This window comes from Sulfidibacter corallicola (genome assembly GCF_017498545.1).
GTDB lineage: Bacteria > Acidobacteriota > Holophagae > Acanthopleuribacterales > Acanthopleuribacteraceae > Sulfidibacter > Sulfidibacter corallicola.
On the sequence record NZ_CP071793.1, the window covers coordinates 210,387 to 225,955 of the forward strand.

Here is a 15,569-nt window from a genome sequence, read left to right on the forward strand (position 1 = left end):
GTATTGATTAAAAAGGAGATGGTGTGTCTGGGTATCCTGCGCTTCGCGAAAACGGAAAATGAATTTTGTGAAATCGGGAAATCACCGGTTCGGATCTAGCCCGGCCGGCGAAGGGGTGTGCCAAGGGTGGATGCCCGGCTCGACTTCCGAGAAAGAAACACCATGCCGGATTTCTGGCGAACGGTCATGGGTCATATTTCTTAAAATGAACCCAGAAACCAGGAACTCCGAAAGCCAGGAACCGATGGGCATTTGGTGGCCCTTGCTTTTCCTGGTTTCGATTGTTCCGGGTTTCCTGATATGGATGCGACGACGGCAAGACCCATCTCAGGTTGAATGCATCAATCCGTTTCTAGGGGGACTACAGGTTCCCCATTTCGCGCATCAGGCCTTCGGCCATGGTCTTGATCTTGGGGAAAAGGGTCCCATCGCGGAACACGAAATACTCCAAGATGCGATCGATTTCATCGCGCGGCCGGCTGACCGTTTGAATGATGCGCAGCAGTTGCCGCTGGGTTTCCTGGCCGCGGTGGCCGGCCCAAACCAGGAACACGTGGTCCTTGGTTTGCGAGGCCACCTCGCCGAAGGCCCGCAACAGCACGGCCGCATCGCGATCCGCCAGCTCCAGCCCGAACACGGCCAGCGGCTCCAGATCGCGGCCCGCGCTGACCACCGCCAGTTCCGCGAGAATCGATCGCTTCCAGGTCTCCCGCTCCTTTTTGAACATATTCAGGATTTCGATCACCGCGCGCGAGGATTGCAGTTCGATGAAGTACTCGTACAGCATCTGCTGGTTCTGGTTGGTCAGGTTGCGCTGGATCAGGACCTGCAGCAGGGACGGCTCCGACAGCTTCCGTTTGACCTCCTGGATCGAGTCCACATCTTCTTTCGTCTTATGGGCGCTGAGGAAGGCCACCAGGCGGGCCAGCATGATGCCGGCCGCTTTTTCGTCGTCGACCATGATCGTCTGATCGATCAGTTCCGTCAGTGAATGCTCCAGCGAGTGGGAGCCCGTGGTGTGCTGGCCCTTCAGCTCCTGGAGATCGTCCAGCAGCTCGTCGGCCGAACGGTAGCGGTCGTTGACTTCGAAGGCCAGGCACTTGTCGACGATGCGACACAGTTCCCCGCTGACGTCTTCGCGTTCCTTGTCCAGCGGATCGTAAACCCGGCGGTATTTGGCGGCGATCACTTCCTCGATCGAACGGCCGGGGAACGGTGTCTTGCCGGTCAGCATCTCGTAGGCCACGGTGCCGTAGCTGTAGATGTCCGAGCGGCCATCCATGTCTTCGCCGAACAGTTGCTCGGGCGAGGCGTAGCGGGGCGTACAGGTGATCACGTTCTTCCCGCCGGTGTCCTTGGGATTCTCGATGCGGTTGGCGATCCCGAAATCGGTCACGATCACGTGGTTGGCCGGGGTGATCATGATGTTGTCGGGCTTGATGTCGCGATGGATCACGCCTTTCTCGTGGGCGAAGGTCATGGCCTTCGCGATTTCCATCAATACGTCGATGCAGCGGTCTTCCGAGCGGTTTTCCATGTTTTGGATCCACTGGGTCAGGGTCTCGCCCTCGATGTACTGCATTGTCAGGTAGATGATCCGTTCGGGGTGTTTCTCGTAGACTTCGATCGGAAAATCCAGGTGCTTGTGGAACTGTTCCTCGCGGATCTCGCCGACCTCGTAGACGAAGGCGATGTTCGGGTGGTGGAACTGGGCCGCCGTCTGGGCCTCGTACAAAAAGTTCCCGCGGGCCTCTTTCGAGCGCGACATCCTGCGGTTGAGCACCTTCATCGCCACCGAACGCTTGAGGGCCCGGTCGTGGACCAGGTAGACCGAAGCGAAGGCGCCCTCGCCGATGTGTTTCTCGTACTTGTAGCGGGTGCCTTCGATGATGTTGAAGGTCATGGTGGTCGAGCCGAAGTGAAGCGTCATGCCCGCTTCGTCGCGGGTCTCGCCCGGTTCCGGTTCGGGCGGCTGCAGCAGGGCCTTGTTGACCGCATCGTGCCCCTGCTCGTGCAGCAGGTTGCGGAGCTGGTTCACCAGTTGGTCGTAGGAGGTGGGGGCGTTGAGCACCCGGAAATTGATCTTGAACATGCCGCCGTCGGGTTCTTCCACGTCCTCGCGATGGGATTCGCGGACCTCCAGCTCCATCGATTGCCCTTCCATTTCGATGCGCAGGCGCGACAGGCTCACGCTGGGCACGTTCTCGAAGGCGAGCAGCAGCACCTGGCCGCCGGCGATCCACTTGGTCTTGGTGTAATAGGTGGTTGGCCCGATCATCAGGTGGGCCGGCAGTTCGCAGGGCACGGGGCTGTCGGTGGTGGCGCCGGCGGGGTGGACCGGACTTCGGCCGAAGACGGCCTGATCGGTGTTCGCGTCCGGTTCGGTCAGGTCGAACGAGTCGTCCACTTCCGGAATTTGGTTGGAGCCTTCCTGCCAGCCCGCGACGATGCGGTATTCCTGCTTGAGTTTGGCCAAGTTGGCGATGCGCGCCAGGGCCATTTCCTCGTCGAAGGGAAGGAAGAGACAATCACTGGTGCCCGAGTGCAGCGCGTTCAGGACTTCGTCGCGGTGACGGATTTCGGCGCTGGTGCGGATGATGGACACGATGGGCAGTTGCAGAAAGCTGTAGCGTTCGCGAATCTTCTTCACCAGATTGGTGCCTCGGTAGTCCGGCAAATTCGCGTCGAGCAGGAGCAGGTCGAAATCGTACTTGCGCAGTTGATCGATCAGGTCGCGGGCCGACATGACCGCGCGTGCCTCGAGCTGGAGGCCGTTTTGGACCAGGTCGATCAGTTGTCGCTTGAATTCTTCTTCGTATTCGGCAATGAGAATCATGGAAATCCGCTTCCGCTGTTGGGTGATGGTGAAACACTCGGGCGGTGCCGCTGAGGGGGTCGGCGCGACCGATGCGGGGTGGAAGCACGTTGCATCGATGAAAGGGAACCGAACCTTCATGATGAACGCCGGTGTGGAACGGGTTCTCAGAGGACGGATGTACCTATTCTAGCTTGAATTGGCGTGGACGTTCACCGTTGTCCATGCCGAAAACATCGATTGTAGGGCATTCTTTACCATAAACATGCGTCCAGGGGCGGAATGGCGGTTCCACGGGGCGCAGATCCGGTGGTGAACGCCTGGGATTGGGCGTGACGGGTTGGCAAAAGAGGGTGGTGGTTGGTTTGGTTTTATCTGGTGGTTGGGGAAGAGGTGTTCAAGGCTCGAAATCATTCTCCGGTTTCGCGAGGCGGTTGTAAAGAACCGTGCGAACGTTTTTGCGATGGATGATGAACTCGAGACGGCCCCACGAATTACATCTTGCATTGAAATTCTCTAAGAATAAAAGACTTGGGGAGGTCGAAGTCATTCTAGCCGGAGGTGCATTCCGCGAACAACGAAAGAGTCCCATTTTGTGCCGTGGAGCATATCCCGTGGGGGGGAGGGGTGTGCACGGTCCGGCATGGCGGTAGTGCGAAGTAAAAATTTCACCACGGAGGTCGCGGAGGCCACTGAGAGGGAAAGCGAATTCTCCGGTGCCAGTTCCCATTGGCCGAACGGATAATGAGTCATAGATAATAAACAAAAGGAAATGATATTAACAAATTGAGAGAAATTTTATTCAGATATTACAATATCTATTAAATAGACTATGGTCCAATGATTAGATTTGCATTTGATATGAAAACATGAAATTAAGCTAAGGTGAAAAAATGTTTTAATGAAATCAAAGAATTACAAAAAAACCTTATTAAAGCTCGATTAATGAAAGTTGAGTTTTAAGGTGCGGATCAAATCGAAACAAAAGGAACCTGGACGAAATAAAAATTAAAATACATGATTAGCTAAGTTGTTTGTTTTTATATATTTATATGCTAAATGCTGTGTGTTGTTCGATTGAGCTGACCTGGCCTTGGGTAATTAATTCAAATCAAATAAGCAAGACGCAGAAAAAAACAAAAAATGCTGAGCTTCAACAAAAACAGACCCAGTGGTTGTGGAAAGCGGTTCGAAGGATCATCTCCTAAACCTTCATGACCCCGCGCTCTTGGTGATGAAAAAAAGCCAAACTCAGCGTATCAAAAAAACTCCGTGAACTCCGCGTACTCTGTGGTAAACAAAATCCCACAAACCCACGCGAATAAACCTAAAAAAACCTACTCCGAAAAATACTCGAAACGACAAGCGACCTTCTCCTTGTCGCAAACCTCCGCGATCTCCAAGCCCGTCAATTCCCCCAACAGGACCGCGGCCAACCGGCAGACCTCCGGATTGCAATCCGCCGCTTCGGCCAGGGGGCAACTGTAGCCTTGAATCGCGAAGCCGCGCTCCGTTTCCTCCAATTCGGCCAGTCCGCCGAGGTGGATCACCGCCTCCACCGCGTAGTTCATGCGCTCGCGGATCGAGCCGCGGGCGGGCGGGAACAGGCGCGCCAGGCGGCAGGCCGTATCCGCCACGATCTGCTCCAGGTCGTCCGGTTCCAGTTGATCGCGCATGCTGGCGACCAGATGCTTCAAAATCAGACCGAAGGCCTTGGGGAACAACTGCTCGGCGATCTCCGTGATTTCGTAGACGAGCGCCGGTTTGCCGCCGGACTGAACCCGGCCCGAAACCCGCACCAGCCGGTCCCGTTCCAGCGACACCAAATGGGGCCGGATCGCGTTGGAGGTGACGCCGAGCAGCTCGGCGAGCTCCTTGACGTGGCGAGGTTTGCGCCGCAGGTGGCAGACGAGCTGCCAGCGGGTGGGACCCAGCAAGCTCTGATTCCAATGTGCGTGCGTCACGGAACATCTCCCGGTAACCGGCAGGTAATGCGGGGTATAAGCGCGTAACAACCATCCCACGGGGGACCTGATTTGACAAGCGAAAAGCCTGTGGCGCTTGCGCTTAAGCTACTTAATCAAGAATATTGTTGACTAAGTGTTGTTTGAAATATAGGTTGGTTTTTAGATTTCGTCATCTATCTCGTGTCCGCACCGATCGCGCCACGCCCTCGCGGGTGGCGTCGCGGCCCTTTCGGACGAGGCCTCGCCCTGCGCGGCCCCGTGTGGCGGAGCCCTGTCGATCCGTGCGCTTGGAGGAGCTATGAGCACGCGTTTTCTCTTGTCCTGTCTTCTGTTTCTCGGATCGTTCGCGGTGGCCCAAACGCGCATGGTGCCCCACCTCACCCGGACCGACGGGGGCTTCGACACCCAGGTCTTCTTCACCAACGGAACCGATCGCGAGGCCTACGTCCTGCTCGAGGCCTATACCGAAGCCGGTGAGTCCCTGGCCACGGTTCGCCAGACCGTGCCGGCCAAGACCACCGTTTCCCAGGAGGCCCAGGCCCTGTTCGGCGGCGAACGGGCCGTCTCCCATTTCTTCATCCAGGGTGATCCGGGCATCGAGGTCCGGGTCTCCTACAACACCCAGACCGGCACCACGTCGCCGGTGCACGTCAACGAGTCCCGGGAGATGGGGCGTTCGTGGCGGTTGATGCACGGCACCGACTGGACCACGATCTTCGACGGCTTCGCCGCGGTCAATGCCGGCAGCAGCAGTGCCGACATCACGATCCGCCACCTGAGTCGTTCGGGCGAGGAACTGGAAGACGCGGTCACGATCGCGGCCGTGCCCGCCAAGGGCAAGATCCGCGTGGTGCTGGCCGATCATTTCACCGAGATCGACGGCTCGCTGTTCGAAGTGTCCTCGAAGAACCGGCTGGGCTTGTTGGTGTTGCGTGGGACGCTGGGTCAGGACGCCTTCTTGGCCGGGGGCGCGGGCACGGTGGCGGAAGAGGGGTTCGACCGCGAGATCGTGCGCAACGTGGCCCGCATGATGCGGGAGGGCCGCGAGATTTTCCGCTACGACACGTTCGGCGACGAGGCGTTTTGGGGGGACACGATTCGCCTGCACGAGGGTGTGGCGGCGGTGAGTCCGGCGACCGCATTGGCGGTGGGGCTGAAGGTCGATCTGGCGGCCTTGCCCCAAGAGGTGGTCGCGGCCCTGGCCGCGGGCCAGGTGGACCTGGACGATCCGGCGGTGACGGCGGTGTTGCTGCAACTGAACGCGGTCGTGGGGGTCAAGGGGTTCTTCACCGACGGGGAGGACCCGAATAGGTTGACCTCGATCGGCATCACCTGCGCCTTGTGCCATTCGACGGTGGACGACGCCTTCGCGCCCGGGATCGGTTACCGCCGCGACGGCTGGCCCAACCGCGACCTGCAAGTGGGCACCATCGCGGCCCTGGCCACCGACCTGAGTTCGGTGACGCGCTCACTGGGGTTGGGCGAGGACCAGGCGGCGCAGGACGCCCTGCGCGAAGTGATTCGCGCCTGGGGTCCGGGCAAGTTCGACGCCCACGTCTTCCTCGATCGGGTCTTCACGGGCGGGCCCCAGAGTTCGACGGCGGTGTTGATCCCGGCGGCGTTCGGCATGTCGGGCACCAACATGGCGACCTACAACGGATGGGGTTCGCTGACCTATTGGAACGCGTTCGTGGCCAACCTGGAGATGCACGGCCAGGGGACCTTCATCGACCCGCGCTTGAACGACGAGGCGCAGTACCCCGCGGCGGCGGCCGACGGCTTGGCCGAGGTGCGCGCCAAGCAGGACCTGATCACGGGCAAGCTGGGCGCCCTGAACTTCTACCAGATGGCGATCCCGGCGCCCAAACCGCCGGCGGGCAGTTTCGACGCTGCGGCGGCGACACGGGGCGAGGCCCTGTTCGGCGGCAAGGCCAACTGTGCGAGTTGCCATGTGCCGCCGCTGTACACCGAGCCGGGCTACAACCTGCACACGCCGCAGGAGATCGGCATCGACGGCTTCCAGGCCGACCGCGGCCCGACCAAGAAGTACCGCACCACGCCGCTGCCTGGCCTGTGGGCGCGGGCCAAGGGCGGCTACTACCACGACGGGCGTTTCGCCGACCTCGCGCAAGTGGTGGGTCACTACAACGAACATTTCTCCCTGAGCCTGACGGCTGCGGAGATCGACGATTTGGTGGCATTTCTCAAATCCCTTTAGGTAGGGAGACGCGTGGAGATGTGACCTAGGGTCGGGGAGTCCGGGACATGGACGGGCTCCCCCTTTTTCGGAGGGGTGGAGGGGAGAATTTTTACCACAGAGTCGCCGCCCAGGCCGGGGGCCGGATTGCCGGACCACCGGGTTTCAGGTGGGTAACTAATCGAAGCGAATTGTTTGGGAGTTCCCGCATTTGTGAGAGGGGCGTCGTTGCAGTAAGTGCCGGGCCCACCCAGGGCGCCGGGCCGACATTTTTCGACGAACTCCCTGCACATCCGCCTTTTTAGGTTTTTATCTTTATCTTCGAGCTTTACAGAGTTTGTTACATAAGAGCCCCGGACCAGCGGGCAAACCCGCTCGATTTCGAGAAAGAAACAGCACACCTGGTTTCTGGCGAAGGGCCATGGGTCGTTCATCCGAAAAATTTAGCAGGAACGCATGAACATCGGAAACCAGGAAAGGATCGGCATTTGGTGTCACATCATGGTCCTGCTTTTCCTGATTTCGATCATTCCTGCCTTCCTGATCAAGATTTGACGACGGCAAGACGCAGCTCAGGTTGAATACACCACTTTGTTTCAAGAGAGTACGCGGAGTTCACGGAGTCCGGAAATATAGTGTCGGTTTTGAAAAAGTCGTGAACCTGCCTCGATCGACGGTATTCTATAATAGAGGTCTGCGAGAATAAGAGAGCTCGATCGTCGGGAGTCTGCGGTTGGATGGCTGGAGAAATCAGAGAAATTTTCCGGGGCTGGCCGTTGGTGGAAGAGATAAGTTGCATAGGGAGAGTGGGTTGGCGAGAAAAAAAGTTACGGAAAGTAGCCGGAATCAGGCGATTTCTCCCTGCTTTTGACCCCAAAATGGAGAGAAAATGCGCGGAGTGAAATTTGATAACATGTTTGATTGCAGTGCGGTAGATTGAATCGGCTGTCGAACCCAAACATCCACTAAAACAAGGATTGAAACAATATCACTTCGTGATTAAAAGCGTCTCCATACGCTTGTCGAACCCAAACATCCACTAAAACAAGGATTGAAACTCGACCCCTGCAATAATTCGCCAACCAGCTACATGAGTCGAACCCAAACATCCACTAAAACAAGGATTGAAACCGGTAATCTTCGAATGAGCGCTTCATGGGAACTCCGTGTCGAACCCAAACATCCACTAAAACAAGGATTGAAACGCCAGCACTGCACCCGCAATGCACACATGGCACTCTGTCGAACCCAAACATCCACTAAAACAAGGATTGAAACGCGTATGGCATCACTCGTCACCGCCTTCTTCGTCGTGTCGAACTCAAACATCCACTAAAACAAGGATTGAAACATGCCATGCTTCTTTTCTAAGCTTAAGGCGATAGCTTGTCGAACCCAAACATCCACTAAAACAAGGATTGAAACATCATCAAATCTATCATTAAATTGCTCAACTACAATGTCGAGCCCAAACATCCACTAAAACAAGGATTGAAACAGTTCATATTCTTTATGACACTCTTCAGCTATTGCTGTCGAACCCAAACATCCACTAAAACAAGGATTGAAACAATCTTTCGGGCCGGTATCGTACCCGATCACGCGCGTCGAACAATAACATCCACTAAAACAAGGATTGAAACTATTCCACCACCTCCTGTTCCAATGGAACATAATGAGTCGAACCCAAACATCCACTAAAACAAGGATTGAAACTGTAGAGCCACCCGAAGGACTTCGTCTTGATATCCAGTCGAACCCAAACATCCACTAAAACAAGGATTGAAACTTTCTTCAAGCCCGTTCGCTGGCGACGAGCTTCGTGTCGAACCCAAACATCCACTAAAACAAGGATTGAAACCCAGACAATTGAAGCGCGATTTGGTGCGCCTCGTTTTGTCGAACCCAAACATCCACTAAAACAAGGATTGAAACGTAGTCACGGAAATAGTACGTCCGTCCGTCGAACGGTCGAACCCAAACATCCACTAAAACAAGGATTGAAACCGGAACTCTTCCAGGGCCTTACCGTCGTATGAAGGGTCGAACCCAAACATCCACTAAAAAAAGGATTGAAACTCGGCAATATTGAACGAAGCGACATTGTTTACCATGTCGAACCCAAACATCCACTAAAACAAGGATTGAAACTATCGAGGGTTTGCCGCGAGGTGTGCCGCAATCATCTTCAAAGCCCAAAATCTACCAAAACAAGGATTGAAACCCTCCGATCCACTTGTAGCGGTTGCCAGGCATGACACGAAGGCCAACCTCCACCGAGCCAAGGCCAATAGCACCACCATGCTTGGGTGTGTCGGCCAGTTCCCGTGAGCCAATCTCGACCACCTCCAAGAAACTCCAAGCTCGCCTTCGAAGCACCACTCCGCCTCCAGAACCCTTTCTCCGCGACCCAGGATGCTGCGTCGACAACCCTTCCCCAATCCCCGTCCTTCCAATCTCCGTGAACTCCGCGAACTCTGTGGTAAAAAACAACTTACCCCTTCAAATCCCCACCCCGAAACAGACCCCTCTCAACTTTTCTCCCAATTCCCGAGTCACACCCAGCCTCCATTACGCAACCTTCGATGAGGACCTCCTCCAATCTCGAATCGAAGGCTGCCATGCTGGAAGAACTTTATTACCTGGGCACTCTCGCCGGCTCCGAAGCCCGCGACGTGGAAACGCCCAATCCCCTCAACATCCACCGAGGCTACACCGGAACCCACCTCCGCCTGCTGCACTTCGACCAGGACCCCCACACCGGGACCTGGCGGTTCGTGCGGGTCAGCGCGGCCGAAATCGACCCCGACACCACCTTGGACCGCGTGCTCTTCAGGCCGCCGAAGGCCAACGCGACCGCCGACTTTCCCGCCATCGACGTCTACAAGAAGGACTTGTGGGTCGAGGGCGCCGTCAACTTCGCGAAGAGCAAGGTCGGCGGCAAATTCCACCGCGTGCTCGCGAAATTCCCGGCCTTGGCGGGCATCGCCGAGCTCTTGAACCACGACCCCGACCTCCACGACCAATTGGCCGAGGCGTGCCGCGACCTGGATCGCTTTCTCCTCGCGTTCCACCTCAATGGCCAAGACCTGGCCCGGTCCGAATTCATGCAGGAGGCGATCGCCCGGCTACGCGCCGACCCCTTCGCCGAATACCACAGCCACAAGGGTAAGCGCCACGTGGGTCGCGACCAGGTGTGCGCGCTCCGGGGCGCGCGGGCGGCCGAAGTCTGGGGCTACGCCTCCGTGTTCAACTGCTACAGCGCCAAGACCGAGTTCGGTTCGATCAGCGGCGGGTTCGACCTTTCCCAGGCCTGGAAGAACTTCCCCGTCTCCAAAGCCGCCCTGGAAACCATGCTCGCCGGCAAGAGCCTGCTCCGGAAGCATTTCCACTTTCGGATGTGCGGCTACGACTATTTCCTGCTGCCTCGGTTCCTGGGCCTCCGCGAACGGGAAACCGCCGAGGAAATGGTCGCCCTGCTCCAGGACTTCGGCCGCCGCTCGGTCGGTGCCGTGGGCCGCGCCAACGGGGACCTGGCAACGGATCTTCTGGCGCTCTTGGCCGAAGAGCGGGCGGGGGCGTGCTACACCCTCGTCTTTTTTCGCGAGGACAAGGCCAAGTTCGAGATCATGGCGTCCGTCGACGATATCTTCCCCCACTACAACCGCCGCCTCCTGGAAGCCATCGACCGCGTCGCGCGGCGCCCGAGCTACCGCGACCTGCCAGGAAAGGACAAGACCCTTCAGGACTTGCGCTTCTCCTTTCGCATCGTCAAGGACATCTTCCCCGAAAACAAGCGGGAAGGGAAACACCGGAGCGGGTTCCTGAACACCGTGCGGGCGCTTCTCATGGAGGAACCGCTCGACGAGCGGTTTCTGCTCACCTACATCGTCGCCTTGTTGCGGCGCCGACACTTCGCGAACCAGGGCCTGCTGTGGCCCGCCACCCGATGCCTGGCATTGCTCGAGCTGTCGCTCGAACTGGGCCTGCTCGCCAACCGGCAAACCTACCACCGAAAGGACGTGACCATGGACTCCCGTTACCAAGCCTTCTTCGACACCCATGGTTCCTTTTTCGACGGATCGGCCGCCCGCAAGGCGGTCTTCCTTCAAGGAACCTACTGCCAGAAATTGTTGGACATCCAAAACTGGCGCCTCAAGAACCGTCCCTTTTTCACCCGCCTCAACGGCCTCAAACTGGATCCGCGCCGACTGCGGATGCTGTGGCCCGAAATGAAGGCCAAACTGACCTTTTACGGCTACGACCGCGCCTATCAGCCGCTGGAACACGCGGTTGCGGAAATGGTGCTCGCGGCGGGCGACGAGCTGAATCGCATGAAACCCGAAGAGTGTGCCTACCTGTTCACCCTGGGCATGGCGCTCCACCTGCGCGTCCATCCCAAACCCGAAAAGGCCGACGACACCGAAACATCCACCGAAAACGCCAACGAGCCGCAAGGAGCCAAAGCATGACACCCATCAGCCACCGCGAAGAATTCCTGTTCCTCTACGACGTGACCATGGCCAATCCCAACGGCGATCCCCTGGAGGAGAACAAGCCCCGCATCGACGAGGCGAGCGGCCTCAATCTGGTCACCGACGTGCGCCTGAAACGCACCATCCGCGATCACTTCCACGACGCGATGGGTCACGACGGCCGGGGAGGGCGCGACATTTTCGTGCGCCAAACCGCAAGCGACAAGGGGACCGGTATCAAGGACGGCAAGGCGCGCGTCAAGGATTTCGGCGATGACAGTGAGGCCATCCTCGCCCGGTGCATCGACATCCGCCTGTTCGGCGGTGTGTTGCCCCTCAACAAGCGCAGCTTCACCTTCACGGGGCCCGCCCAGTTGAAAATGGGTCGCTCCCTGCATCGAGTACACCTCATGCACCTGCGCGGTACCGGTGCGTTCGCCTCTTCCGACGGCAATCAACAGAACACCTTCCGCGACGAATACATCCTGCCCTACTCGCTGATCTGCTTCTACGGCGTGATCAACGAACACGCCGCCAAACACACCGGCCTCGGCCGCGACGACGTGGACCTTTTCTACGAGGCGATGTGGGAGGGCACGCGCAACCTGCTGTCTCGAAGCAAGATGGGGCACATGCCGCGCTTCCTGCTGCGTCTCCGCCATGGGGACCCGAACTTTTTCATCGGCGATTTGGACCATCTCGTGCGGTTCCGTTCCGAGCTGGACGACGAGGCGATTCGCAAACACGAGGACGGCCTTCTCGATTTGAGCGCGTTGGCCGAGGAGCTGGCCAAACACGAAGACCGGATCGAGACGATCGAAATCCGTCAGGACGAACGGCTGAAGGTGGTGGGATGGAACCGCTGAAACCGGGCTGCCGGGTCCTGATCGCCGATTTCCGTGCGGACTTCGGGTTCTTCCGGAAGCCCTACACCAACATGTCCCCGAGGACTTTCCCGATCCCGCCTGGCACCACCATGCGGGGCATGTTGGCCGCCATTCGCGGCGTCGACCGTGAACGCGCACCCGAGTTCTACGCCGATGCCCGCTTGGCCCTTCGCCTGCGCCATCCCGTGCGGCGCCGCAATTTGGGCATCAACTACTTGAAGACCACCAGCACCAGCCACTTCGCGCGGTTCAAGGAACACAAACCCACGAACCAGGAGTTGCTGGTGGAACCCCATTTCCGCTTCTTCGTACATCTGCCCGATCCGGACGAGCACAAGGCGCTGCGGGACCTGTTGGTGCACCATCGCAGCGTGTACACCCTGAGCTTCGGGAACGCCGAATCGTTGGCCAACTACCGCTGGATCGGCGACGCCGAAGTCGTGGAATCCGGCAGCGGGCCCGCGGAGCTGGCGAGCATCGCCCCCACCGAAACGGTGTCGGACATGGACTACCGCCACCGCGAACTGTTCACCACCACCCTGCCCGACGTGATGAACAACCAGCGCGTGGTGCAGCGATTCACCGAATTCATCTTCGATCGCAACGGTCGCACGCTCCGAGGCCGTTTCTCGCAGTTCAACCGTCTGTCCACGGGGGAATCGCTTGTCTTCTTCTGAACGCGGTTTCCGGCTGCTCTCCCACCCGGGCAAACTGCTCGTCGACCACCTGACCATGGTCTTGGTCAACGGCCGGGAAGTGGCCAAGCCGCTCAACCTGCGTGAGGCCTTGTTCCGGGCCTTGACCCTGGCCCTGATCCTCCACGACCTCGGCAAGGCGACCACCTTTTTTCAGGAATATATCCGAGCCGTGGCCGCCCATCGGGAAGGAGAGATCGAGTCGGGTGCATTGCGCCGGCTCGAACGTCGGTTGGGGTACCTCAAGAACCACGCGCGGCTTTCCGCGATCTGGGCCTGGACGATCGCTCGCGACTGGTTCGGCGAGGCGGCCTGGGAACCGTTTTACGTGTACCTGGCCGTCCTCAAGCACCACGGGCACCTGGGCAATTTTTCCGAAATGATGGTCGCGCCCAATCACGTCGAGCGCGTCCACCAACAGGGCGGCGATATCGTGACCCTGGAACGGGCCTTGATCACCATGAGCGCCCACCTGGACTATGCCGAATTCGATCGGATCCTGCGCGCCAACGGCATCGAAGTCGGTGCCTTCACCCACGATCGGTTCCGTGAATCCGTCGCGGCGATGCGCGGTGCCAGATGGCGGCTGGCGGTCAAACGCCGGGTGCGCCAATTGGCCGATCGACGGGAGGCGCCGCTGGCCGCCTTTTTCGACCAAAGCCTGCTCTACAGCGTGCTGCTCAGTTGCGACAAGGGCGAATGTATCTTCGACGGCCGGATCTATCGCCGCCAGGAACCGCCGTTGCCGGCCGATCTGGTCACGCGCTTCAAAGAGGCGGCGTTGCAGGCACGGGACACGCCGATCAACCGCCTGCGCGAACGCGTCTACCGCCAAGTGGAGGACGCGCTGACCCAGGTGGACCCGGAGCGGCAACGGTTCTATTCGATCAATGTGCCCACCGGCATCGGCAAGACCTTCACCGTGCTCAACGCCGCATTGCGCCTGGTGGCCCGCGAGCCGCGTCTGAACAAGATCGTGTACTGTCTGCCGTTTACGTCCGTGATCGATCAGGTGGGTCGCATCGTGGCCGACATGATCGAGGCCGGCGGGCGTCAGCCCCATTCGGAAAACCTGCTCCTCTTCCACCACCTGGCCGAACTTCGCTACCGCGCGCGGGACGACCGCGGCGAAATCGACGATTACCGCGGTGAATACCTGATCTCCCAATTCGAGGCCCACCTCAGCGTCACCACCTTCTATCAGCTCCTGCACGGTGTGTTGACCCATCGGAACCGCGAGGTGCGCAAGCTGCACAGCCTCGCCGGCAGTGTCGTGATCCTCGACGAAGTGCAGAGCATTCCCGCCAAGTACTGGACCTTGGTTCGCTACGTGCTCCGCGAGATGGCCGCACGCCTGGAAATGGTTTTTATTCTCGTGACCGCCACCATGCCGCTCATTTTCTCCGAAAGTGAGGGCGAAATCCGCGAGTTGGTCCCCGACAAGGCCGAAATCTTTGCGGCCCTGGACCGCATCCGCCTCGATTCGTCACTTCTGCGACAGCCGATGGAACCTTCGGAATTGGTGGCGCACTTGTCGCGCGACTTCGAGAACCACCCCGATCAGAGCGCCCTGGTCATCGTGAACACGCGCGCGGCCGCCGCGGACCTCTTTGGAGATCTGGTCGAACGGCACCCCGATCGACCGATGGTGTTCCTTTCGGGGGATGTCGCGCCCTGCGATCGCATGTGCGCCATCGAAACCATCAAAGCCTCGAAGGGGCGTGGCATGATCGTGGTGTCGACCCAGTTGGTCGAGGCCGGTGTCGACATCGACCTGGACCGCGTCTACCGCCAATTGGCGCCGCTCGATGCGGTGTTCCAGTCGGCGGGGCGCTGCAATCGGAACAACCACACGATGGGCACCGTGTTCCTGTTCGACCTGGTCGAGAACGGGAGGTCGGTGGGGTGTCGCGTCTACGGCAGTCACTTGGTGCACAAGACGCGGGTGCTCCTCACCGAAGATGGTCGCCACGAGTTCCGCGAGAGCGCGTTTCTGGATCTGGCCCAGCGTTACTACGAACTGGTTCGCGAAGACACCAGTGACAAGGACTCGCGTGATGTACTTCGCGCCATGCAGACGCTCCACTACCGACAGGCCTTCGTCGACGGTCGGATCGGCGCCGAGGGAAAGGCCGGACCGGCGATCGAACCGTTCCGACTGATCGACGAACAGGACACGACCAGCGTCTTCGTGCTACGGGATGCCCGGGCCAAGCGGCTTTTGCGGGCCTATCACGAGGCGCGAGACGCCGAACCCGATCCCGCCGATCCCTTTGCCAAGAGGCTGGCGATCAAGGCCTTGGTGCGGGACATGGCAGACTACCGCGTTTCGGTCCGCGGCAAGCGCCGTTCGGACGAAGATGCCAAAGACGCGAACTTTTTCGAGCTGGCGGTGTTATCCGAAGACAATGACACCTACCCGGAGGCGTGCTTCCACTACGATCCGGTTCTCGGCGTGCGGGAGCGGGCCGATGCGTTCCTTTGAGCGTTCTCCATGCGTCGCCAGCTCGAGTCCAACCTTCCACGAAAACAA

The 15,569-nt window shown here is 58.9% G+C and carries 7 protein-coding genes and 1 CRISPR repeat array; of the genes, 5 read left to right on the plus strand and 2 right to left on the minus strand.

From position 1 onward, the window contains the following. Positions 1 to 361: 361 nt before the first annotated feature. Together J3U87_RS00610 and J3U87_RS00615 are read right to left on the minus strand one after the other, a co-directional pair. Positions 362 to 2,836, minus strand: coding sequence for a protein kinase domain-containing protein (locus J3U87_RS00610; RefSeq protein ID WP_237381083.1), 2,475 nt, complete (start codon positions 2,834 to 2,836; stop codon positions 362 to 364). Positions 2,837 to 4,152: 1,316 nt separating this feature from the next. Next, entirely contained in the window at positions 4,153 to 4,779 is a 627-nt protein-coding gene (locus tag J3U87_RS00615; protein WP_237381084.1) for a helix-turn-helix transcriptional regulator, read from the minus strand. A 301-nt stretch (positions 4,780 to 5,080) separates the two neighbouring features. Between J3U87_RS00615 and J3U87_RS00620 the strand changes: the two genes are divergently transcribed. The 5 genes from J3U87_RS00620 (at position 5,081) to cas3 (ending at position 15,521) form a co-directional block, all read left to right on the plus strand. Next, on the plus strand, positions 5,081 to 7,000 hold the full coding sequence (locus J3U87_RS00620; protein WP_237381085.1) for a hypothetical protein: 1,920 nt from the start codon (positions 5,081 to 5,083) through the stop codon (positions 6,998 to 7,000). Between the two features lie 926 nt (positions 7,001 to 7,926). Continuing rightward, a CRISPR array of direct repeats spans positions 7,927 to 9,203; the repeat unit is 37 nt; unit sequence GTCGAACCCAAACATCCACTAAAACAAGGATTGAAAC. A 397-nt stretch (positions 9,204 to 9,600) separates the two neighbouring features. Next, entirely contained in the window at positions 9,601 to 11,451 is a 1,851-nt protein-coding gene (locus tag J3U87_RS00625; RefSeq protein WP_237381086.1) for a TM1802 family CRISPR-associated protein, read from the plus strand. After that, on the plus strand, positions 11,448 to 12,320 hold the full coding sequence (gene cas7b, locus J3U87_RS00630) for a type I-B CRISPR-associated protein Cas7/Csh2 (protein ID WP_237381087.1): 873 nt from the start codon (positions 11,448 to 11,450) through the stop codon (positions 12,318 to 12,320). Before J3U87_RS00625 ends, cas7b begins: the two co-directional genes overlap by 4 nt. Continuing rightward, positions 12,308 to 13,018: a type I-B CRISPR-associated protein Cas5b gene (gene cas5b / locus J3U87_RS00635; protein ID WP_237381088.1), complete on the plus strand. Its 711-nt coding sequence runs from the start codon at positions 12,308 to 12,310 to the stop codon at positions 13,016 to 13,018. The genes cas7b and cas5b overlap by 13 nt, the downstream gene beginning before the upstream one ends. Then, positions 13,005 to 15,521, plus strand: coding sequence for a CRISPR-associated helicase Cas3' (cas3, locus tag J3U87_RS00640; RefSeq protein ID WP_237381089.1), 2,517 nt, complete (start codon positions 13,005 to 13,007; stop codon positions 15,519 to 15,521). Before cas5b ends, cas3 begins: the two co-directional genes overlap by 14 nt. Positions 15,522 to 15,569 lie beyond the last annotated feature (48 nt).

Bases quoted from the DNA above. Each gene is read 5' to 3' on its own strand.
- cas7b (WP_237381087.1), top strand. From the start codon at position 11,448: ATGACACCCATCAGCCACCGCGAAGAATTCCTGTTCCTCTACGACGTG.
- J3U87_RS00625 (WP_237381086.1), top strand. From the start codon at position 9,601: ATGCTGGAAGAACTTTATTACCTGGGCACTCTCGCCGGCTCCGAAGCC.
- J3U87_RS00610 (WP_237381083.1), bottom strand. From the start codon at position 2,836: ATGATTCTCATTGCCGAATACGAAGAAGAATTCAAGCGACAACTGATC.
- cas5b (WP_237381088.1), top strand. From the start codon at position 12,308: ATGGAACCGCTGAAACCGGGCTGCCGGGTCCTGATCGCCGATTTCCGT.
- J3U87_RS00620 (WP_237381085.1), top strand. From the start codon at position 5,081: ATGAGCACGCGTTTTCTCTTGTCCTGTCTTCTGTTTCTCGGATCGTTC.